Origin of the sequence: Prevotella sp. P5-92, assembly GCF_002251245.1 — a bacterium.
In the GTDB taxonomy this organism is placed as follows: Bacteria; Bacteroidota; Bacteroidia; order Bacteroidales; family Bacteroidaceae; genus Prevotella.
Map to the genome: position 1 here is coordinate 98197 of NZ_NPJG01000082.1, position 21100 is coordinate 119296.

Sequence of the window (21100 nt, forward strand, 5' to 3'; positions counted from 1 at the left end):
TGACGCATTTTGTTACTCTTAGAGCGTTCAAAATTACTACATTTTTCTGAGCAGACAAAACAATTAAGCATTTTTTAACGCTTTAGAAGGAAGTTCTTGAAGTCTTCAAACTCCTTTGACATTTCCACGCTTTGCTTAGTGCCTTTCATGAAGGCTGCAAGGCGCTCAGGTATTGCCACCTCTGCTCCGATGACGCTCTCGACTGTCTCCTTGAATTTTGCGGGATGAGCCGTCTCGCAGAACACTCCCGTCTCGCCTTCCTGCAGTTGTTCGGAGAGTGCGCGGTAGCCGCATGCGCCGTGTGGGTCGAGTGTGTATCCCGTAGTGTCGAAGCATGCCTTCATCGTCTCTCGTATCTGCTCGTCGCTATATGTGGCGCCGCTGATGAGCGAGGTGATGGCGTCATGGTCGCCCTTATAGAGGTCGTAGATGCGGGCGAAGTTGCTTGGGTCGCCCACGTCCATGGCATTGGCAATGGTCTGTCGGCTTGCCTTTGGCTCGTATTTGCCTGTCTGCAGATAGTTGTAGAAGATGTCGTTGGCGTTGTTGGCGGCGATGAAACGTTTCACGGGCAGTCCCATGCGGTGGCCAAAGAGTGCGGCGCAGATATTGCCGAAGTTTCCGCTTGGTACGCAAACCACCATCTCGTCAGCCTTGCCCATAGCCTTCAGACGGGCGTAGGCGTTGAAATAGTAGAAGGCCTGAGGCAGGAATCGGGCCACGTTGATAGAGTTGGCCGAAGTGAGCTTCATGTGCTTGTTCAGTTCGTCGTCCATGAATGCGCTTTTCACGAGAGCCTGGCAGTCGTCAAACACTCCGTCCACCTCTACGGCGGTGATGTTCTTTCCGAGTGTAGTGAACTGGCTCTCCTGTATCTTGCTCACCTTTCCTTTGGGATAGAGCACATACACGTGGATGCCATCCACCCCGAGGAATCCGTTAGCTACTGCGCTGCCAGTGTCGCCGCTGGTGGCAACGAGCACGTTCACCTGCTCCTTGCCTTCCTGACGGATGAAGTATTGCAACAGTCGTGCCATGAATCGTGCGCCCACATCTTTGAATGCGAGTGTCGGTCCGTGGAAGAGTTCGAGGCTGTAGATATTCTCCTTCACCTCCACTACTGGGCAGTCGAACTGAAGGGTGTCGTAAACGATGTTCTTCAGGTCGTCTTCATTGACGTCTTCTCCGAAGAAAGCCTTTGCCACGGTGAATGCGATCTCCTGGAACGTCAGCTTGTCGATATTGTCGAAAAACTCCTTTGGCAGAGGCTTTATGCTTTCGGGCATATAAAGGCCGCGGTCGCCCGCCAGTCCCTTTACTACCGCCTCGTGCAAGGTAGCCATGGGAGCCTTTTTGTTTGTACTGTAGTATTTCATTGTTGTCTTTTATCTAATAATATAAGGTATCTTTAATCATTCATGAAGACTTTCATAAACTCGTCTTTTTGGAGCAGTCCGTAGGCTCCGCTGACGCAGCTCACCTCGTCGAACTCTTTCACTCCGTCGGCTTCGATGCCGGGATGATAGATGACAAAGGGCACTGGTTCCTTCACGTGTGTACGTGTCTCCACGGGTGTGGGATGATCGGGCAAGAGTGCTATAGCCACTGGTTCGTCCCATGTCTTCACCTCATTATATATAGGTTCCACGATGCGCCTGTCGAGATATTCTATGGTGCGCAGTTTGAGGTCGAGGTCGCCGTCATGTCCTGCCTCGTCGCTTGCTTCCACATGCAGGAAGACGAAGTCGTCGTTCTTCAGGGCTTCGATGGCTGCCTGTGCCTTTCCCTCGTAGTTGGTGTTGTAGAGTCCGGTAGCGCCATCTACCACGACGATCTTCAGTCCAGCATAATGTCCTATGCCTCTGATAAGATCCACGGCAGAGATGACGGCTCCTGTCTTCACCTCGGGATACATCTCGGCTATGGTCTGCATCGAGGGGCGATAGCCTGGGCTCCAAGGCCAGATAGAGTTTGCCATTGGCTTGCCTTCTGTCTTGCGCTTTTGGTTGATGGGGTGATTCTCAAGGAGCGACTGCGAGCGGAGGATGAGGTCGTTGATGAGGTCGGCAGTCTCTGCGGGAGAGAGTCGGGCGACACTCTGTTGGCATTTCTCGCATGTGTTCTCTGTAGAAGCGTGACCTGTCCCTGTGTTCTCAGGCTTTACCAATAATGGTTGCCATGGCTCGTCGGGATGATCGTGAGGAGGCGAACAGGTGATGTGCTTGTTGCCGCCTCGTATGACGAGTAGATGGCGATACTGTATGCCGGGGATGAACTGCACGCGGTCGTCGCCGAGTTGCTCGTTGAGATAGTTAATGAGCACGGTGCCGTCTTCTGTCGAGAGATGGCCTCCATGGTGATTAAGTATCTTCCCGTCGGCAAGAGTGATGATATTGCAGCGTATGGCCATATCGTCGGGTCTCATCTCATATCCGATGCTGGCAGCCTCAAGCGGACCTCTACCCTCATATACCTTGTCGAGGTCGTAGCCCAGTATGGCGGTGTTTGCCACCTCGCTGCCTGGGCTGTATCCGTCGGGGACGGTGACGAGTCTGCCGCATCGCCCTTTCTTTGCCAACAGGTCCATATATGGTGTGTCGGCGTGTTGAAGAAGGGTCTTTCCTCCCAGTCGGTCAACGGCATGGTCGGCCATGCCGTCTCCAAGAATTATCAAGTGTTTCATTATTGTAGTTTAGTTGTTGGCTATCGACATGATGTTGGCAAAGACGCCGGCAGCTGTCACTCCTGCTCCTGCTCCGTAGCCCTGAATGAGCATTGGATATTCCTTGTAGCGTTCGGTAGTGAGCAGCACTATGTTGTTTGAGCCTTCGAGTCCGTAGAACGGATGGTGTTGACCGACGGCTTCGAGCGAGACACGTGTGGCACCGTGGTCCATCTTGGCCACGAATCGCCATCGTTTGTTTTCCGCTTCGAGCACCTTGCGTTTTTCCTCGAAGTCAGCGTCGAGCGAAGGAAGGTTTTTCCAGAAGTCGTCGATGCTACCTTTAAAGAACTCGTCGGGCACGAAGAGATGTTTCTCTACGTCGTCTTGTTCCACTTTATATCCTGCCTCACGTGCGAGGATGACGAGCTTTCTCACCACGTCTTTTCCGCTGAGGTCAATGCGTGGGTCTGGTTCGCTATATCCTTGCTGCTTGGCTCTGCGTACTGTCTCGGAGAATGGCACGTCGGCTGCTATCTCGTTGAAGATAAAGTTGAGCGTTCCGCTGAGAACAGCCTCTATCTTAAGTATTTTGTCTCCTGAGTCGCGCAGGTCGTTGATGGTGCCGATGATGGGCAGTCCTGCACCGACGTTAGTCTCGAAGAGGAACTTCACGCCGCGTCTGAGTGCTGTTTCCTTCAGCTTGGCGTAGCTTGCATAGTCGCTTGAAGCAGCCACCTTGTTTGCTGCCACCACGTTGATATTGTGTTCGAGGAAGGTCTGGTAAAGTTCTGCCACCTCGCCGCTGGCGGTACAATCGACGAAGACGCTGTTGAAGATGTTCATGCCGATGACCTCGTCGCGCAGGTGGTTGATATTGCTTGGAGCCGACTTCTCCAGTTGTTCGCGGTAGTTGCCGAGGTCGATGCCTTCGCGTGAGAAGATGGCGTTATGACTGCTGGCGATGCCCACGACGTTGAGTTTCAGTCGTCGGGTGTGCATGAGTTCCTCATACTGTGAGTGTATCTGTGAGATAAGGTTTCCTCCCACTGTGCCTACACCGCAGATGAAGAGGTTGAGCACCTTGTATTCGCTGAGGAAGAAGGAGTCGTGCAGCACGTTGAGCGACTTGCGGAGGAATTTTGAATCAACGACAAACGAGATGTTTGTCTCCGATGCGCCCTGGGCACATGCAATGACCGAGATGCCGCTACGTCCGAGAGTGCCGAAGAGCTTTCCGGCAATACCAGGAGTGTGCTTCATGTTCTCTCCCACGATGGCTATGGTGGCGAGACCGCTTTCAGCGTGCATAGGATACATGGCTCCGGTCTCTATCTCCTTTGCGAACTCATAGTCGAGCACTCTCACTGCCTCGTCGGCATCCTCGTCGCGCACGCCGATAGAGGTAGAGTTCTCTGACGAAGCCTGCGACACCATGAATACCGAGATGCCGTGGTCGGCGAGAGCGGTGAAGATACGGCGGTTGACGCCTATCACTCCCACCATCGACAGACCCGTCACGGTGATGAGCGTAGTGCCGTTGATGCTTGATATACCCTTGATAGGCTTGCGGTCGTTGTCGATCTTGTCTTTGATGATAGTGCCGGGGTCGTCGGGGTTGAACGTGTTCTTCACCTTGATAGGTATGTTCTTCACGCATACGGGATATATCGTAGGAGGATATATCACCTTGGCTCCGAAGTTACAGAGCTCCATGGCCTCGACGTAGCTCAGTTCGTTGATGGTATAAGCTGAATGTATGACGCGTGGGTCGGCAGTCATAAATCCGTTGACGTCGGTCCATATCTCGAGCACCTCGGCGTCGAGAGCCGCCGCGATGATAGAAGCGGTATAGTCGCTGCCGCCACGTCCGAGGTTTGTCACTTCGCCCGAGAACTTGTCGCTACTGATAAATCCCGGTACTACGGTTATCTGTGGCAGTTCGGCGAAAGCCTCTCTTACGAGTTGGTTGGTGAGGTCGCTGTCAAGAATATGTTTTCCGAACTTGTATTCTGTTTTGATAAATTCGCGCGAGTCTTTCCATGCCGCATTGTTGATGAGTGTGGCAACGATATTGCTGCTCAGACGTTCGCCATAGCTGACGATGGCTGCGCTTGTCTTTGGGCTGAGGTCGCGAATGAGATACACTCCGTAATAGATGGAACGGAGTTCTTCGAGGAGACTGTCAACGATGTTCAGGAGTCGTGTTCGCTCTGTGGTATTGGTGATAATGGTGTTGACCATGTTGTGATGACGCGTTACGATGGCGTCAAACTCCGCCTTGTACGTCTCGTCTCCTTTAAGGGCGAGTTTTGACGTGGCGATCAACTTGTCTGTTATGCCTCCAAGGGCACTGACCACTACAATCACAGGCTGAGACTGTTTTTCAACGATGCTTTTCAGACTCAGGATGCTTTCTACGGAACCTACGGATGTTCCGCCGAATTTCAATACTTTCATAGTTTTTTTATTGTTATTTTTATTATTGTTGTCCCCTAAACAAGCGGGGGTAGAGTTTACTTTAGTAAATTAGGTGCAAAGGTAACAATAATTATCGTTTTTACAAAATAAAACACCATTTTTTTATTTTCCCGAATGTTATTTGTCCAAATTGTCAGAGAATAGCTTAGTTTTAGGGCACGAAAAAGCCCCACCCTCGCTCACAAAAAGCAAAGGTGGGGACAATCATTGTTCACATATCAATTAATCATCATTGTTTCTTAGTACCAAAGGTCATTGTTTTCTCGTACCCATTGGCTGAAGTTAGGATAAACTGTATCTATGGCTTTGCGCTCAGCACACCAAACGTATCTTGGCTGTACGCAAATCTTACTTGCAACTTTACCTTTCAGTGCCTCTAACTCAATCCATTGGCCATTCTTCTGAACCTTTACTGGAATCTCATTTACGTTTGTTGTGTTTTGTGCGTATTTAAATGTAACAGGCGCCTTAGATACACCCGCACCGGTATTTACCATAGTAGTAGTGGATACACCGAAAAGTTCATGAACCTCACTGTAACCTACCTTCAGAGGCAACGTACCACCTGCTGCCTGAAGGATAATGGTATGTACTCCATTGTTTGGATAGTTCATCTTAACGTCGAACACAACGTCGTTGAAGTCGAAGTCACTTGCTGCATCTTCTACGCTCAAGTCCTCGGCGATGATACGATAGTCAGGTTTAGGAGTTGCCTCGCAAACACGTACAATCCAATCTGAATAGTAACCATCGGCTGCACCAGCAATATACCATCTTTCATCGCTTGTGTTTGGAATATGGAAAGCATCAGGGGTACCTTCAGGCACTTCTGTTACCATATATGTGTTTGTGTTCACCATATGATAAACCCCGTTGTCAAAGTTTGCATCATAGTCGAAACCAACGAAGTACATGCCTGATACATCAGAGTTCTCACCATTAGCTGTAGTTGCAGATTCCCATTGCATAATCACGTCGCCAGGAACGATAACGTAGTTTTTGTTATACTGGTTACCCTGCAGTGAGTTAGAGAAACCAAAGCAGTCGGTCATAGAATTTATCATCAGCATAAGCTTATCAGTATGAAAAATCTTTATATTTTGATTAGAAGGATCGCGCAGGCTGCCATCCCAAATGTTTTCGTTTGGAGAACACTGACCATTGTTGTAGTTGTTGATGTGTTGATTATCTGAACCTGCAGTCAGCTTATCCATCTTTTCGCTACCAATAAATTCATCACCATTAGCAGCTTTATATCTCTCTGTTGACTTTGAACCTTCTGTATTGGTACCTCCTTTATAAACGTCCTGTACCCAGAAGTTGGTGTAGTTGACAGGGGTGTTCTTAGGAGTCTTGTTATTTTGGAAATATCTTCTCACCTTGTCTTTCTGTGCATCGGTAAGAGGCTGAATAACAGTCCAAGTTTCTGCCCACATGTTAGCATTAGGATCAGCCCAACGAGTACCGATAGAAGCTACAGATTTTGTAGATGATTTACCAAATCCCCATGTTTGGTCTGGTGAAGGCTTTCCGAATTTCTGAATGAATTTTGCCTCATAGTCAGCTTTTACCAATTCCTCCTGAGTCATTGGTATTACTTCTTGGTTCGAACAGTTGGCGAAGACTGTGCTTATAGCTACAGCCGCCATTCCATATATTAGTTTTTTCATTTTCTATTGAGTTTATAATTTTGTTCTATTGCAAATACGTTTTTGGATGTATTTGGTTGTTTACTCTCTGTTGGGAATGATATACAACATCCCCTTTACGGGTGCAAATATAGCAAAAAACCGTGAATGGACAATAAAAACAACGCATTTTTTTTCTTAAAAAAGTCAAAATAGTATCACTTAAACGGCATTGCTAGATAAAATAGTAATATACTACGGTCTGAGAAATGAATAATAAGGGTGAGATAAGCCTTCTGACCAAGGGAAATGAGAGGTTAAGGATAGAGACTGATAGCGTTTAGTCAACCCTCTATTCACATGGCGTTTAAAACTACGTTTGATACAACTGTACCACGGGCTGTGACACAGTTGTTCCAAGGCTATGGAACAGTCGTGTCGCTGCCTGTGGTACGACCGTGACACACGAGTGTTCACATGTCATGTGACGTGACAAGTGTTTTGTCGTGTAGTTTAACTATTTATGTTGACTGCTTAGGCTTTAGTCAAAGTAATAGCCTAATGATATAAGAAAAAAATAAATAGGTGAACCAGAGTATGACTGGACACCTATTTATATTTATACTTGCATGGGAGACCTAATTGTCGAGTATTACGGTCTCTCCGTCCTTGGTTGCCTCGAAGTAAGGATACTCGTCGCGTAGGCTGATGTCGTCGTAGATGAAGTCTGCCACGACGGTGTCGTTGCCGTCGGGGAGTACAAGTCCCATCTTGCCGTCGCGTTGCGCTATCACCGGCATGTTGGCACGGTCGTCAACATTGGTAAAGACACGTCTTATGAAGTCGTAGCGGGGATGAAGCATGATGTCGCCCCGATAGTTTTTGATGCCGAACTTCCCGTCCTGTTCAAACACCTCGTGAAGACGTATGTATTTCTCCTTGATGCGATTAAGATAGAAGTCAAACTTCTTTTTGTCGGCGAGCATCTTCTTGAAATAGAAGTAGGTGTCGCAATAGTTGGCCATGGCGCGTGCAAGCACTATCTGCAGGTCAAGTCCGCTGACAGCCTTGCGGTTTATGTCGATATAAGCGGCGATGGCTTCCTCTTTCTGCTCGACAGTCATTCCCTTGAGGCGCTGGATGAACTTGTCCATTATTTCCTTGCTACCATGATACGCCTTGATGTATCGGTGCATCTGTCGATCCATCTCGTCACTGACGAACTTGTCTATGCGTTCTATCTCGATGACGTCCTGGTATTCCATATCAAAGTTATCTTGCGTAATCTGTGTCATAGTTACATGTTTTTTATTTTCGACAAAGTTACACATATTATTCCACTCCACCAAATATAATACGCACTTTTTTCAAAATAGACCAAAAAAAAGTCCTTTGACACGGTATCGGCCATGCAAAGGACTTTGAATTAAATATGATATAAATTATTCGATAACTACGAGAGCCTCGTCTTCCATCACGCTCTGACCAGGTTGTACACAAATGGCCGTTACCTTTCCGCCCTTTTCGGCTTCGAGGTTGTTAGCCATCTTCATGGCCTCGAGCACAACAACGACGTCGCCGGTCTTCACCTCGTCGCCCACGTTCACCTTTACTTCGATGATAGTGCCTGGCAGAGGAGCCTTGACAGCGTTTTGTGAGTTTACGGCCTTGCTGCCTTGAGAGCTGGCAGGAGCTGCGGCTGGTGCTGCCACGGGGCGTACCACTTTTGGCTTCTCTGGTTCCTTTTCAGGTTCCATCTCCACCTTGAAGTCTTCGCCGTTGACAGTGACAGAAGCGATGTTGTCGGCGATGTCGCCAATAGTCACTTCGTAGGTTTTGCCGTCTATAGTATATTTATACTCTTTCATAACTTGAATAATAATTATGGACGCTCAGTCATGCTAAGTGCAAATCCGTTCCACTGGGTGTCGCGCTCGTTGATAGTGATCACGCCCGACACTTTGTCGTGGACATTATTGCCAAGATGCTCATGAAGAGCAAGAGCGATGGCAGCGTACACATTTTTGTCGTATGCCATAATAATGATTTTAATTACATTGGAATGTTGCCGTGCTTCTTGGCTGGCAGGCTCTCACGCTTGGTGGCGAGCTGCGCCAGTCCGCGGCAAATGCGGAAGCGAGTGTTGCGTGGCTCGATGACATCGTCGATGTAGCCGTATTTCGCTGCCTGGTATGGAGTAGCGAAGAGGTCGTTGTATTCCTCCTCCTTCTCTGCCAAGAATGCCTTCACGTCCTCGCCAGCTTCCTTCTTTGCCTTAGCCTCCTTAGCGCAGAGGACTGCCACGGCACCTGATGCACCCATAACGGCGATCTCGGCAGAAGGCCATGCGTAGTTGAGGTCGGCGCGGAGCTGCTTACAGCCCATAACGATATGGCTACCGCCGTAGCTCTTGCGCAGTGTGACGGTGATCTTTGGCACTGTGGCCTCGCCGTAAGCGTAGAGCAGCTGTGCTCCGTGGAGGATGACAGCGTTGTACTCCTGGCCTGTGCCTGGGAGGAATCCTGGTACATCGACGAGAGAGACGATAGGAATGTTGAACGCGTCGCAGAAACGAACGAAGCGGGCACCCTTGCGGCTGGCGTTAACGTCGAGCACACCGGCATATACCGATGGCTGGTTGGCCACGATACCTACGCTCTGACCGTTGAAGCGGGCGAAGCCGATGATGATGTTGCGTGCGAACTTTGGCTGTATCTCGAAGAACTCGCCATTGTCAACAATGCCTCCAATCACCTTGTACATGTCGTAAGCCTCGTTGCCGTTGTCAGGGATGATCTCGTTGAGAGTGTCCTCAAGACGGTCGATAGGGTCGTTGCACTGTTTGCGTGGTGCTGTCTCCATATTGTTTGAAGGGATGTAGCTCAGCAGGGTCTTGATCATCTCCAGACCCTCCTCCTCGGTAGAAGCTGTGAAGTGAGTTACACCGCTCTTTGATGCGTGTACGCTGGCACCGCCGAGGTGTTCCTGGTCGATGTCTTCGCCAGTCACTGACTTCACTACCTTTGGACCGGTGAGGAACATGTATGACGTGTTCTCCATCATCAGGGTGAAGTCGGTCAAGGCAGGTGAATACACTGCACCGCCGGCACAAGGACCGAAGATACCGCTGATCTGGGGGATGACACCAGAGGCGAGGATGTTACGCTCGAAGATTTCGCCATAGCCAGCGAGAGCGTTGATACCCTCCTGGATGCGTGCGCCACCCGAGTCGTTGATACCGATGATTGGAGCACCCATCTTCATGGCCATGTCCATCACCTTGCAGATCTTCTGTGCCATGGTCTCAGAGAGCGAACCGCCGTTGACGGTGAAGTCCTGGGCGAAGATAAACACGAGACGTCCGTCGATGGTACCTGAACCTACTACGACACCGTCGCCGAGATACTGCTTCTTCTCCATGCCGAAGTTGGTGCAACGATGGAGTTTGAACATGTCATATTCCTCGAAGCTACCCTCGTCCAGGAGCATATTGATACGCTCACGAGCGGTATATTTGCCACGCTGATGCTGCTTTTCGATAGCCTTCTCACCGCCTCCGATGCGTGCTTCTTCACGCTTGGCGATAAGCTGCTTGATTTTCTCTAATTGCTTGCTCATTGCTATTAATTGTTGTTTTTATGATTTTGTCAGAACTTCTTTCTTTTCTTAGTGCTCGCAGAGCTCGGTAAGGATGCCTGCTGTTGACTTTGGATGAAGGAAAGCGATGTTAAGGCTTTCAGCGCCCTTGCGTGGAGCCTTGTCGATGAGACGTACGCCCTTCTCCTCGCACTCGGCGAGAGCGTTAGCCACACCGTCTTCTACGGCGAAAGCCACGTGGTGAACACCCTTGTTGCCCTTGTCGAGCCACTTCTGGATAGTGCTCTCAGGCGATGTTGGCTCGAGGAGTTCGAGCTTTACTTCACCACACTTGAGGAAGGCTGTCTTCACTTTCTGGTCAGCCACTTCTTCCACTGCATAGCACTTCAGACCGAGAACATTCTCGAAGTATGGGAGTGCCTCTTCGATGCTCTGGACAGCTATGCCCAGATGCTCAATATGAGAAATCTTCATAGTTATTTGTATTTAAATTGTATAATGTTTCATTTAAAAAACCGTGCAAAGATAGTTATTTTTGTGAATACTGACAAAGATTGTATTGAAAATATTGTTAATTTCAGCATTTATAGCTTATAAATATCTATCTTGTAATTGTTTTAAGTTACAATTCCACCGAAACACGCACGTTGAAGCGTCGGCCGGTGAGATAATTTGGCACGGCAAACTGGTTGCTGCTGACGTCGGTTACCCAGTAGTAGGAGTTGACGTTGCTGATGCCAAAGAGGTTGAGCGCGTCGCAGCTCAGCCATAGTCTTTTCAGCGTAGCTCCCCTCTCGTTCTTCCTGTCGATGAGCAGGTAGTTGAGTCCTATGTCGGCGCGTCGGTATGCTGGTGCACGGAACTGCATTGCCTCGAGTCCTTTGTGTGGAGGTCCGAACGGCAGTCCGTCGATGAGCGCGAGTTTAAGCGACACCAGCAGTCGGCGCATACCTGGGAAGTAGTCGGTGAAGTGTACGTTGATGCCCCATCGTTGGTCTGTGGGCAGTGGCACGCTGACGCCGGCAATGTTTTGCTTTGTCTTCATCAGCGACAGGGTTACCCATGATCCAGTCTCGGGTACGAACTCTCCATAGAGTTTCATGTCTAATCCCGTGGCATAGCCGTCGGCGATGTTTTCGCCGTAGTATGTCACCTTCACATTATTTATATTATAAGGGATGAGATTGGAGAGATGCTTGTAGTATGCCTCTGCTGAAAACTTAAACGCTCTTCCGAGCATCTTGAAGCGATAGTCGAAGCCTGCCACAAACTGTATTGACTGTTGGCTTTTGATGTTTTTGTTAAGGGTGGCTATTGTGGTGCCGTTGACAGTGGTGGTGTCGCGAACGTCTTTGTAGAACGGGGCCTGATAGTAGAGTCCGGCGGCAAGTCGAATGGTGGCATTGTCGTCAAACGAAGGTACTATAGACAACGACGCCCTTGGCGAAACGGTTGTCTCGCGGTTGAACGACCAGTGGTTGAACCTCAGTCCGTAGTTGAGTGTGTAGTAAGAGGGACGTTCGGTGTTGCTTTGGAATCGGTAGGTGTCCATGATGTAGCCTTCGAGGCGTCTTGAGCGCATCTCGTTGACCGAGCGCAGCGAATAGATAAGGTCGAGGCGGTCAGGAGTGTGGGGAATGGAATAGCCGCTGGAGTCGCGCATCTCGTATTCTGTAGCACGTTCTTTTACGTTTTCAAATTTTATTTCCAACGCTCCTTCGCTCTCGTGCTTGCGTGTCTTGTGTCTTAGGAGCATCTTGACGTTTTCCACGTGTCCGGTGAGGTAGTTGCGTGCGTGTTCGAGGTAGGTGCCTACGGCGATATTCGTATTTTGGTTTACATCGTCGAGCCAATACTGTCCCTGTATGTCGTATGTCTCCTGCTCTTTGGTGTAGAATGCCGAGGCGAGGAGCGAGAGCGAGGTGTTCTTTCCCAGTTGTCTTGTAATGTCGAGTGCTCCGAAGAAAGTGCGGAAAAGATCTTTCTCCTGTCCGTCGAAATACACCTTGAACTTCTTCACCTCTTCGAGTGTGCCGAACGACGTCTCGCGGTTGTCTGGCACGAAGTTGAAGTGGTTTTCTGAGATATTGCCGATGAAGTCAATCTTCCACAGCGAGTCGGGGCGATAGCTGATGAAAGTCTGGTAGTCGAGGAAGTCGGGTCTGTATTCACCTTTTGTATCCACAGAACCGAGGAGATACTTGTTGGTCTTGTATCTTAAGCCGTGGCTCATGGCCCATTTCTTTCCCACGAGGGCGGCGAAACCACTGGCGCCGAGTAGCGACAGCTGAGCCTTTGCCTCGTTTCTTTTCGGCTGTTGATAGGTGATGTCGAGCACCGACGACATCTTGTCGCCGTATTTTGCCTCAAAGCCTCCGGTAGAGAAGCCTATCGAGCCCACCATGTCGGGATTGATGACGCTGAGTCCCTCTTGCTGTCCGCTTCTGACGAGGAAGGGTCGATAGACCTCGATATTGTTGATATACACGGCATTCTCGTCAAACGAGCCACCACGCACATTATACTGCGACGACATCTCGTCGTGTGACGACACGCCGGCCTGTTGTTGTATCAGTTCCTCTACGGCGTTGCCCGTGGTGGAGGGATTGTTTTTTGCGTCTTCAATGTCGAGACGTTCAGTCTGTGAGGTCTGTCGGCGCCGCTCGGTGACAACGAGTTCGTCGAGTGCCGCCATAGGGGTGAGCACTACTCTCAGCGTCTGTTTGCCTGATGGCTTGTGCAGTATTCTCTCCCTTGTCTTGTATCCCACCATCGAGAATCTTATCGTCACGCTGTCAGCCGATTGCAGTTGCATGCTAAACTTACCCTTTAAGTTTGTCATGCTCACCTTTGCCTGTTTCACACAAGCCACGGTGGCGAGTTCCACGGGATTTCCGTCTTCATCCACTACCGTTCCAGTCAGCGTGAACGACTGCGCCATAGCTGTGAAGCACGTCAAGAATATTATGGCTATAAGAGCCATAGTACGATGAATATATGTCTGCATTTTATGTTTTTTGTCCTAATACTGTACAAGACTATAAACGTTTCTTCACCTTATTTATTGTGTTAAGGAGGCAATAATTGATAAACTTTCATGAAAGGGGAAGTTAACTTTTTTAACTTCTAAAACTTATCCTTTAATAGCTTTACAAGCTAAATATTCTCGAAAGGATTCGATTAATGAAAGAGTATCTGAATCTGAACCACCTCAACGAGCTGACCTGTTTGCCGCCGAAACCGAGGATGAAGTCGCGTAGTTTGTTCTTGCGGTATGGCAAGCCTACGTCGAGGAAGCAGAAATGGTCGCATCCTTCGTCGTAAGCCCTTTTTATCGCTCCCCAGATGGTCATGTCGGCAGGATGTAGTTTTACAAACGACTTCCGGCGGTATGCGGCAAACCAAAGGTAGGCGTTGCCTTGCGAAAGAGCATAGGCGCAACAGCCGATGACGTTGTTGTGATAAGTGGTGAGCAACAAGTGGATGTTGGGGTTGTCCTTGACCAGTCGGAAGAATTGTTCTGAGGGAATGAATCGTTTGGGTTTGAAGAAGTTATGGGCTTTCAGCAGATGAACAAAATCGTGCAGGTCGTCGTCGGTAGTCACCTCACGCATGGCCACGCCTTTTTTCTGTATTCGCAGGACTCTTTCGAGATGTCTTTGCGAGATACGTTCCTCGGGCGACTTGCTGTGAAGCGAGTTGTGAATGTTTAGCCAGTTGACGGGAAAGAACCCCTTGAGGCTGAGAGCCTTGTAACCGAACATCTTCGTGGAGAAATGGCTCATCTCGGTGTATGCCACCCTAATAGGCATGTTTCTCATCAGTTCAGTCATCATGCGAGTGAAGAGTTGCTCGCGATAAGGGCTCTCCACGGCATAGCTCCCCTCCCCCATGACGCGGCAATGCCAGGAGAAGAACGGCGGTAGCCACATCGCACGCCGTCTGACTACGGCAAGCATACATCCTGCCATAGTGCCGTCGGCATTCCTCGCTACCACCATCATCGGCGAGTGGCGTGGCGTCTGCTCGTAAATATGGAACAGTTCGGCGCTGTGGAAAAAGTTGTCGCCCGGCAGCTGTGGTAGTTCCATACCCGACGTGTATATTATAATCTCCTTGTCATTCACTGCTGCAAAAATAATAAATAAAACATAAAAAACAAAGCATCTATCGTATTTTTTTTCATATTTTGCTTACCTTTGTACTCAAATTACGATTATTCACTTTAATTAATACAAAAATATGACAGATTTCAACGAATTAGTAAAAATCAGAAGAAGCCATCGCAAATTCACCGACGAAGAGATAAGTCCTGAGCACGTGCAGTCTATACTTAGGGCAGCGCTGATGTCACCCACGTCTAAGAGCCAGCGTGCATGGCAGTTTGTTGTGGTGGATGACAAGACTGACATAGAGAAACTTGCCGACGCGAAAGACCTCGGTTCGCAGTTTATGAAAGGAGCTCCACTCGCTATCGTAGTGCTCGGCGATCCACAGAAGAACGACTGCTGGGTGGAAGACGGATCGATAGCTGCCGTGTCGATGCAATATCAGGCAGAGGAACTCGGACTGGGCTCGTGCTGGGTGCAGATGCGTGGTCGCGGACTGGCTGACGGCACACCGGCCGACGAGGTGATACGTGGCGTGCTCGATATTCCTGCCAACCTCAACACTCTCTGCATCATCGCCGTGGGACACAAGGCCGACGAGCGCAAGCCACAGAACGAGGACAACCTGAAGTGGGAGAACGTACACGCAGAAAAGTATTAAACCAAGCTATGAACATCACACTCATTGGTGCAGGTAACCTCGCCACCCAGCTCGGTATAGCCGCAAGAGAAGCAGGACATGCCATCATACAGGTCTATAGTCACACTCTGTGTAATGCCACGGCACTTGCCGAGCAGTGTGGTGCCCAGGCTATAGACAGTCTCTCGAAGCTCAGCGACACAGCTGACATCTATGTGGTTGCAGTGAAAGACGCAGTGCTTGCCGACGTGGTGAGTGAGGCTTGTCGTGGACGCGAAGAGAAAGTGTTTGCCCACACGGCGGGCAGCATGCCCATCGACATCTTTAATGGTCAGGCCCGTCACTATGGTGTCCTCTACCCTATGCAGACATTTTCCAAGCAGCGGAAGGTGGATTTCAGCCTCATTCCGGTCTTTACGGAATATAACGACGCCAAGGCTAATAGTCTTATTACCGCCCTTGCCAACAGTCTGTCTGATAAGGTCACCGCGCTTTCGTCAGCTGACCGGCGCCACCTGCATCTCGCTGCCGTCTTTGCATGTAACTTTGCCAACCACTGTTTCTCGCTTGCAGCCGACGTGATGGAGCGTCACGGCATGACCTTCGACATGCTCCTTCCGCTCATCGACGAGACTGTGGAAAAGGTTCATGAGATGCATCCGCTAAGAGCACAGACAGGTCCCGCCATACGCTACGACGAGAACGTGCTCAGTCGCCAGCGCAGTCTGCTCGACGGCGATGACCTCGCCCAGACTATCTACGACACTATGAGCAAGAGTATTCATGAAAAGTCAAAACAGATATGATAAATTACGACCTAAAGAAGATAAAAGCAATAATATTTGATGTTGACGGTGTGCTCAGCGCATCCACCATCACCCTCCACCCCTCAGGCGAACCCATGCGCACAGTGAATATCAAGGATGGTTATGCCATACAGCTTGCCATGAAACAAGGTCTGCGCATCGTGATCCTCACGGGCGGCAAGACGGCAAGCATACGCCAGCGTTATGAAGGACTTGGCGTAGAGGATATCTTCATGGGCTGTGCCGTGAAGATAAATGTATATGACGAGTTCCTTGCCAACTACGGCTATACAGATGAGGATATCATGTATATGGGCGACGACATCCCCGACTATGAGATAATGCAGCGTGTGGGCTGTCCGGTTTGTCCAAAGGATGCCTGTCACGAGATCAAAGAGCTCTCTGTATATGTCAGCCAATACGACGGCGGCTATGGCTGTGGGCGCGACGTCATCGAGCAGGTCTTGGCGGCGCAAGGCAAATGGCTGGAAAACGAAAAGGCTTTTGGATGGTAGTGTAGATAACCCCACGGCTCATAAGAAGTAGAACAAAACAAGAACTTGGATATGCTTGAAAATATTAAGAAATATCACGTGGTGTTGGCCAGCAAGTCGCCACGCCGACAAGAACTGCTCTCGGGACTTGGCATCGACTTTACGGTAAAGATTATCCCAGGCATTGACGAGAGTTATCCCGACAGTCTTCCTGCTGCCGATGTCGCACAATATATATCGGAGAAGAAAGCCGCAGCATATAAGGCGGAAATGGACACCTCTGATCTCATCATCACTGCAGACACCGTGGTCATCGTCGGCGACAAGATTCTCGGCAAGCCAAAAGACGCTGCCGATGCCCACGCGATGCTTGAGAGCATCAGCGGACGCACACACTCGGTGGTCACTGGTGTTACCATCACCACGACAGACTTCCACAAGAGTTTCTCCGTCGAGACAGAAGTAACCTTCGCCTCTCTCTCGTCCGACGAGATAGACCATTATATCGAGACCTATCGCCCTTACGACAAGGCGGGAGCATACGGCATACAAGAATGGATAGGATATATCGGTGTCACGTCGCTTGCGGGCAGTTATTATAATGTAATGGGACTCCCCGTCCAGCGTATCTACAGCGAACTAAAAGGTATCGTCTGAACGATAAATTCACGATGGTAACATGATGAATAATGCCGCTTTTGAAAGTGCTCTCTGAAAAGTGCCAAGACGTGCAAAAATGAGGTAAAACGTGGTTTAAGTGGTAAAAAAACGTGTTTAAATGGCATTTTTTGGTTAAACAAGTTTAATTTATTAAGAATAATTGTTCAATAATTTTGTACTTTCGAGATAACGACGTACCTTTGCATTCGACAACTAGTAATTTTAATCTATATTTATCATTTTCCTAATGGGAATCGGTCTGTGAAGATAGATTCCCTTTTTTTATGCCCTATTGTTTTATCCTCCCTTCTTTGTCATTTCAAAGTGATCACTTCGCAGTCTGGGAAGCTGTTCCCGTCGATAGTGAGGCGGACAAGGGTGCGTTCCTTATGCCATCCCTGGATGCCGGCAGCACCTGGATTGATATGGAGGAGGTTTAGGGTCTTGTCGTATTTCACCTTCAGGATATGAGAGTGGCCGCTGATGAAGAGTTGTGGTGGAGAGGCATAGATACGTCTGGCTATGCTGCGGTCGTAGTTGCCTGGATAGCCGCCGATATGTTTCATCAGCACATCCACGTCTTCGCATTTAAACCTGAGCACTTCGGGAAACATAAGACGCAGGTCGCCGCCGTCGCAGTTGCCGCAGACGGCACGTAGCGGGCGGAAGGCTGCGAGGCGTTCAGCCAGTTCGGTTGAACAGATGTCGCCCGCATGCCATATCTCGTCGCACGGCTCGAAATAAGTGAGGTAGCGATCGTCCCAATAAGAGTGGGTGTCGCTCAATATTCCTATTCTTTTCATTTCGATATTCCTTTGTTAACTATCCATCTCCCGATTATCTGTCCTATCATCTCTGCTGTTGTCCCGATGCCGAGAAGCGAACTGTTGAAACAGAGGTCGTAGCTCTCAGCGTGTCCCCATCGCTTGCCGGTATAGTAGTTGTAGTATTTCTGTCGTTGCGCCTCGCCGTTGGTGATTATCTTCCTTGCCTCGTCGGGCGTGCATCCACGTCGCTCGCTTACGGCGTCTATGCGGTCGTTGAGGTCGGCGGTGATGAAGATATTGATGACGTTAGGGAAGTCGCGCAACACATAGTCGGCACATCTTCCTACAAACACACACGACTCTTTTTCAGCAGCCTTCTTTATAGCCTCGCTCTGTATGCGGAAGAGGTTGTCTTGCGAGAATTCCGAGTTGTAGAACGTGTTTTGCGACGGGTAGGACGTGCTGCTGTGAAAGATCGACTTGAAGAAGTTCTTGTGTTCGTCGTTTTGCTCGAAATACTCCATGCTGAATCCGCTCTCTTTAGCCGCTATGTTGAGTATCTCGCGGTCGTATAAACGGCATTTGAAACGCTCGGCAAGCAGTTGGGCGACTATACGTCCTCCACTGCCTATCTGTCTTCCTACGTTGATGATTATCTTACTGTTGTTGTCCATTTGCTATCATTTCTTTATGTTGTCTATTAAATCTTTTCATATATCTCACCATCATCGCAAGCGCCAACAAGGCAGAGATCGTGTCGCTGATGGGCATTGCCGTCCACACGCCGTCGATGCCCATCAGCGGCGGTAGTATGAGGAGCATGGGGATGAGTATCAGCATCTGTCGTGAGAGTGAGAGGAAGATGCTTATCTTTGCCTTGCCAATGCTCTGGAAGAAGTTGGTGACTATCATCTGGTAGCCCACGATAGGCATTGCCGCCATCATGATACGCAGTCCGTTGACGGCGCGTGCAGATAACTCAGCATCGTCGGTAAACAGTCTGACGCATAGTCCTGGCATCAGTTCGGCTACGAGGAATCCCGTCGTGGTGATACATGTGCCTGCTATCATCGCCAGTTTCAGCACCCTCATCAGACGGTCGAATTTCTGTGCACCGTAGTTATACCCTGCTATGGGCTGCATGCCTTGGTTGACGCCAAAGTTGATCATTATGAAGATGAACGCCACGCGGTTGGCAATGCCGTAAGCTCCCACCGCAAGGTCGCCGCCATACTGCAGTAGCCGTTGGTTGATAAATATCGATACGAGGCATGCAGTGGCGTTCATGGCAAATGGCGACACGCCGATGCCGAGGATGTTTTTCACTATTGTAAGGTCGATGCTGTAGATGCCTCTTTTCAGATGAAGCATCTCTTTCGGATTGCAGAACAGGCGTGTCTGCAATACCAAGGCGATGGCCTGCGAGAGTACAGTGGCGTATGCCGCGCCGCTGATGCCCATGTCGAAGGTATAGATAAAGAGCGGGTCGAGTATGCTGTTGAGCACCACGGTAAAGATGGTGATATACATCGCCTCGCGTGGTTTGCTTGCCGCTCGCAGCACGGCATTGGTGCCAAAATATAGATGAGTGATGACATTTCCCAAGAGTATCACTATCATATACTCACGGGCGTAAGGGATGGTCTGTTCGCTGGCTCCGAAGAAGTATAATATTGGGTCGAGAAAGACGAGCGACACTGCCATGAAAAGCAAGCCCACGATGATGTTCAACGTGATGTTGTTGCCGAGAATACGTTGGGCTGAGCTGTAGTCTTTCTGTCCGAGTTTGACGGAGAGATATGACGACGCGCCCACTCCCACTCCTGCGCCGAAAGCTGCCGAGAGGTTCATGAAGGGAAAGGTGACGGCGAGTCCCGATATGGCGAGCGCTCCCACTCCTTGTCCGATAAAAATACTATCCACCATATTATATAGCGATGAGGCGGTCATGGCTATAATGGCTGGAAGGGCGTACTGTAGCAGTAGTCCTCCCACGGGTTTTGTCCCTAATTCGAGTGTTCTTCTGTTACTGTTGTTTTTGTTCATTGTATGTTTTATTCAAATCTTTCAGCTGACGCTATCCGTAGAATTGTCTTGTACGACATATTGTGCCGTGCTATACCTTCTTTAAGTATTGTTTATGAAACATGATGCAAATATAGTGATTTTTTACTAAAATAGCAAGCATTTTCTTTGCTGTTTCATCGTTTTTCATTATCTTTGCACCAATTTAGCACATTTTAGTACGCAAAAATAGGAACATTATTCGAATGAAAGAGATACTAGTGAAAGATTCAGACCTCAGACGTGCCGCCGAACAGGGCATGGACGAATTTGTCGAGGTCTTCTATGACGCCATCAGCGACGCCGTCGGCGGACAACTCACTGCCGACAGCATGGCGAAGCTCAATGCCGACCAGCTGACACTATGGGCCTTCCATGCCCTCCACGAAGAGGTTATGGACGGAGGTTTTGTACAACTTATACACAACGGATGGGGCGACTTCATCTTCCTCAACCCCTTTGCTAAGGCCATAAAGGACTGGGGACTGAAAGACCTCTCAAAGATGATATACGAAGCGAAGAAACTGTATTGGAAATACAAGGACGACATCATGCGCGAATGTACCGACGAGGAGTTTATGCAGATGTTTGAGAGAATGCCTGAATTTGACGACCTCGACGACGACTTTGTGGAGAACGAAGAGAAGTGGACATATCTCGTAGCTGAGTATATCGACAATAACATAAGTAATTTTGCAACAGTAGTAAATGAATAAAGACGAAATAAACATCAGGAAGAAAAGCCCCGTAAACATCAGGAACAAGAAAGCCTCGTTCGAGTATTTTTTTATAGAAGAGTTTACGGCTGGCATCGTGCTTACCGGTACGGAGATCAAGTCTATCCGTTTAGGAAAGGCTTCGCTCGTTGATACTTTCTGCTATATCAACAATGGTGAGATATGGGTGAAGGGAATGAGCGTAAGTCCGTATTTCTACGGTTCGTACAACAATCACGAAATGAAACGAGACAGAAAGCTCCTGCTCAACCGCAAGGAGATACAGAAGCTCGAAAGTGCCACTAAACAAACTGGATATACCATCATTCCCCTACTTGTCTTCATCGACCAGAACGGAAGGGCAAAGATGGACATTGCTCTCTGTAAGGGAAAGAAGGAGTTTGACAAGCGCCAGACTCTGAAGGAAAAGGAAGACAGACGCGAGATGGACCGCGCCATGAAAAGGTATTGAAAGT

Annotated in this window: 20 protein-coding genes; 6 read left to right on the forward strand and 14 right to left on the reverse strand. The window is 49.2% G+C overall.

Features of this window, described 5'->3' with window-relative positions; translation table 11 throughout:
• Positions 1-74: 74 nt before the first annotated feature.
• The 11 genes from thrC to CIK99_RS08890 all read right to left on the reverse strand — a co-directional run bounded on the left by thrC (position 75) and on the right by CIK99_RS08890 (position 14495).
• Positions 75-1376: a threonine synthase gene (gene thrC / locus CIK99_RS08845; RefSeq protein WP_094381163.1), complete on the reverse strand. Its 1302-nt coding sequence runs from the start codon at positions 1374-1376 to the stop codon at positions 75-77.
• A gap of 32 nt (positions 1377-1408) precedes the next feature.
• Positions 1409-2683 (reverse strand): cofactor-independent phosphoglycerate mutase, encoded by a 1275-nt coding sequence (locus tag CIK99_RS08850; RefSeq protein ID WP_094381164.1) that lies wholly within the window; start codon positions 2681-2683, stop codon positions 1409-1411.
• Between the two features lie 9 nt (positions 2684-2692).
• Positions 2693-5122 (reverse strand): bifunctional aspartate kinase/homoserine dehydrogenase I, encoded by a 2430-nt coding sequence (thrA, locus tag CIK99_RS08855; RefSeq protein WP_094381165.1) that lies wholly within the window; start codon positions 5120-5122, stop codon positions 2693-2695.
• A gap of 260 nt (positions 5123-5382) precedes the next feature.
• Positions 5383-6813 (reverse strand): hypothetical protein, encoded by a 1431-nt coding sequence (locus tag CIK99_RS08860; protein ID WP_094381166.1) that lies wholly within the window; start codon positions 6811-6813, stop codon positions 5383-5385.
• A gap of 596 nt (positions 6814-7409) precedes the next feature.
• Positions 7410-8066, reverse strand: coding sequence for a hypothetical protein (locus CIK99_RS08865; RefSeq protein ID WP_094381167.1), 657 nt, complete (start codon positions 8064-8066; stop codon positions 7410-7412).
• 147 nt (positions 8067-8213) lie between these two features.
• Positions 8214-8639 carry a biotin/lipoyl-containing protein gene (locus tag CIK99_RS08870; RefSeq protein WP_094381168.1) on the reverse strand — a complete coding sequence of 142 codons (426 nt, stop codon included), beginning with the start codon at positions 8637-8639 and terminating at the stop codon, positions 8214-8216.
• Positions 8640-8653: 14 nt separating this feature from the next.
• Positions 8654-8809: a hypothetical protein gene (locus CIK99_RS15530; protein WP_173805341.1), complete on the reverse strand. Its 156-nt coding sequence runs from the start codon at positions 8807-8809 to the stop codon at positions 8654-8656.
• A gap of 14 nt (positions 8810-8823) precedes the next feature.
• Entirely contained in the window at positions 8824-10389 is a 1566-nt protein-coding gene (locus CIK99_RS08875; protein ID WP_094381169.1) for an acyl-CoA carboxylase subunit beta, read from the reverse strand.
• A 48-nt stretch (positions 10390-10437) separates the two neighbouring features.
• On the reverse strand, positions 10438-10842 hold the full coding sequence (mce, locus tag CIK99_RS08880) for a methylmalonyl-CoA epimerase (RefSeq protein ID WP_094381170.1): 405 nt from the start codon (positions 10840-10842) through the stop codon (positions 10438-10440).
• A gap of 148 nt (positions 10843-10990) precedes the next feature.
• Positions 10991-13375, reverse strand: a complete 2385-nt coding sequence (locus CIK99_RS08885; RefSeq protein WP_371591005.1) for a TonB-dependent receptor domain-containing protein — start codon at positions 13373-13375, stop codon at positions 10991-10993.
• A gap of 142 nt (positions 13376-13517) precedes the next feature.
• Positions 13518-14495 carry a GNAT family N-acetyltransferase gene (locus tag CIK99_RS08890; protein WP_094381171.1) on the reverse strand — a complete coding sequence of 326 codons (978 nt, stop codon included), beginning with the start codon at positions 14493-14495 and terminating at the stop codon, positions 13518-13520.
• Positions 14496-14610: 115 nt separating this feature from the next.
• On the opposite strand from CIK99_RS08890, the gene CIK99_RS08895 reads away from it, so the two are divergent.
• The 4 genes from CIK99_RS08895 to CIK99_RS08910 are packed head-to-tail and all read left to right on the forward strand — an operon-like array spanning position 14611 to position 17074.
• Positions 14611-15138 carry a nitroreductase family protein gene (locus CIK99_RS08895; RefSeq protein ID WP_094381172.1) on the forward strand — a complete coding sequence of 176 codons (528 nt, stop codon included), beginning with the start codon at positions 14611-14613 and terminating at the stop codon, positions 15136-15138.
• A gap of 8 nt (positions 15139-15146) precedes the next feature.
• Positions 15147-15923 carry a Rossmann-like and DUF2520 domain-containing protein gene (locus CIK99_RS08900; RefSeq protein ID WP_094381173.1) on the forward strand — a complete coding sequence of 259 codons (777 nt, stop codon included), beginning with the start codon at positions 15147-15149 and terminating at the stop codon, positions 15921-15923.
• Positions 15920-16438 carry an HAD family hydrolase gene (locus tag CIK99_RS08905; RefSeq protein WP_094381174.1) on the forward strand — a complete coding sequence of 173 codons (519 nt, stop codon included), beginning with the start codon at positions 15920-15922 and terminating at the stop codon, positions 16436-16438. Before CIK99_RS08900 ends, CIK99_RS08905 begins: the two co-directional genes overlap by 4 nt.
• Positions 16439-16489: 51 nt before the next feature.
• Entirely contained in the window at positions 16490-17074 is a 585-nt protein-coding gene (locus CIK99_RS08910) for a Maf family nucleotide pyrophosphatase (protein WP_094381175.1), read from the forward strand.
• Positions 17075-17391: 317 nt separating this feature from the next.
• Here CIK99_RS08910 and CIK99_RS08915 read toward each other — a convergent pair whose 3' ends face one another.
• Genes CIK99_RS08915 through CIK99_RS08925 form a run of 3 tightly spaced genes read right to left on the reverse strand, consistent with a single transcriptional unit; the run spans position 17392 to position 19890 of the window.
• Positions 17392-17880, reverse strand: coding sequence for a metallophosphoesterase (locus tag CIK99_RS08915; protein WP_094381176.1), 489 nt, complete (start codon positions 17878-17880; stop codon positions 17392-17394).
• Complete coding sequence (locus tag CIK99_RS08920) at positions 17877-18518, reverse strand: AAA family ATPase (RefSeq protein ID WP_094381177.1); 642 nt, start codon at positions 18516-18518, stop codon at positions 17877-17879. Before CIK99_RS08920 ends, CIK99_RS08915 begins: the two co-directional genes overlap by 4 nt.
• Positions 18502-19890 (reverse strand): MATE family efflux transporter, encoded by a 1389-nt coding sequence (locus CIK99_RS08925; protein WP_094381178.1) that lies wholly within the window; start codon positions 19888-19890, stop codon positions 18502-18504. Before CIK99_RS08925 ends, CIK99_RS08920 begins: the two co-directional genes overlap by 17 nt.
• A 224-nt stretch (positions 19891-20114) precedes the next feature.
• On the opposite strand from CIK99_RS08925, the gene CIK99_RS08930 reads away from it, so the two are divergent.
• Positions 20115-20624: a DMP19 family protein gene (locus tag CIK99_RS08930; protein ID WP_094381179.1), complete on the forward strand. Its 510-nt coding sequence runs from the start codon at positions 20115-20117 to the stop codon at positions 20622-20624.
• Positions 20617-21096, forward strand: a complete 480-nt coding sequence (gene smpB / locus CIK99_RS08935; protein WP_094381180.1) for an SsrA-binding protein SmpB — start codon at positions 20617-20619, stop codon at positions 21094-21096. The genes CIK99_RS08930 and smpB overlap by 8 nt, the downstream gene beginning before the upstream one ends.
• Positions 21097-21100 lie beyond the last annotated feature (4 nt).

Bases quoted from the DNA above. Each gene is read 5' to 3' on its own strand.
- CIK99_RS08905 (WP_094381174.1), top strand. From the start codon at position 15,920: ATGATAAATTACGACCTAAAGAAGATAAAAGCAATAATATTTGATGTT.
- thrA (WP_094381165.1), bottom strand. From the start codon at position 5,122: ATGAAAGTATTGAAATTCGGCGGAACATCCGTAGGTTCCGTAGAAAGC.
- CIK99_RS08925 (WP_094381178.1), bottom strand. From the start codon at position 19,890: ATGAACAAAAACAACAGTAACAGAAGAACACTCGAATTAGGGACAAAA.
- CIK99_RS08860 (WP_094381166.1), bottom strand. From the start codon at position 6,813: ATGAAAAAACTAATATATGGAATGGCGGCTGTAGCTATAAGCACAGTC.
- CIK99_RS08865 (WP_094381167.1), bottom strand. From the start codon at position 8,066: ATGACACAGATTACGCAAGATAACTTTGATATGGAATACCAGGACGTC.
- CIK99_RS15530 (WP_173805341.1), bottom strand. From the start codon at position 8,809: ATGGCATACGACAAAAATGTGTACGCTGCCATCGCTCTTGCTCTTCAT.
- CIK99_RS08870 (WP_094381168.1), bottom strand. From the start codon at position 8,639: ATGAAAGAGTATAAATATACTATAGACGGCAAAACCTACGAAGTGACT.
- thrC (WP_094381163.1), bottom strand. From the start codon at position 1,376: ATGAAATACTACAGTACAAACAAAAAGGCTCCCATGGCTACCTTGCAC.
- CIK99_RS08895 (WP_094381172.1), top strand. From the start codon at position 14,611: ATGACAGATTTCAACGAATTAGTAAAAATCAGAAGAAGCCATCGCAAA.
- CIK99_RS08850 (WP_094381164.1), bottom strand. From the start codon at position 2,683: ATGAAACACTTGATAATTCTTGGAGACGGCATGGCCGACCATGCCGTT.
- CIK99_RS08900 (WP_094381173.1), top strand. From the start codon at position 15,147: ATGAACATCACACTCATTGGTGCAGGTAACCTCGCCACCCAGCTCGGT.
- CIK99_RS08910 (WP_094381175.1), top strand. From the start codon at position 16,490: ATGCTTGAAAATATTAAGAAATATCACGTGGTGTTGGCCAGCAAGTCG.
- CIK99_RS08885 (WP_371591005.1), bottom strand. From the start codon at position 13,375: ATGCAGACATATATTCATCGTACTATGGCTCTTATAGCCATAATATTC.
- CIK99_RS08930 (WP_094381179.1), top strand. From the start codon at position 20,115: ATGAAAGAGATACTAGTGAAAGATTCAGACCTCAGACGTGCCGCCGAA.
- CIK99_RS08875 (WP_094381169.1), bottom strand. From the start codon at position 10,389: ATGAGCAAGCAATTAGAGAAAATCAAGCAGCTTATCGCCAAGCGTGAA.
- CIK99_RS08915 (WP_094381176.1), bottom strand. From the start codon at position 17,880: ATGAAAAGAATAGGAATATTGAGCGACACCCACTCTTATTGGGACGAT.
- CIK99_RS08920 (WP_094381177.1), bottom strand. From the start codon at position 18,518: ATGGACAACAACAGTAAGATAATCATCAACGTAGGAAGACAGATAGGC.
- smpB (WP_094381180.1), top strand. From the start codon at position 20,617: ATGAATAAAGACGAAATAAACATCAGGAAGAAAAGCCCCGTAAACATC.
- mce (WP_094381170.1), bottom strand. From the start codon at position 10,842: ATGAAGATTTCTCATATTGAGCATCTGGGCATAGCTGTCCAGAGCATC.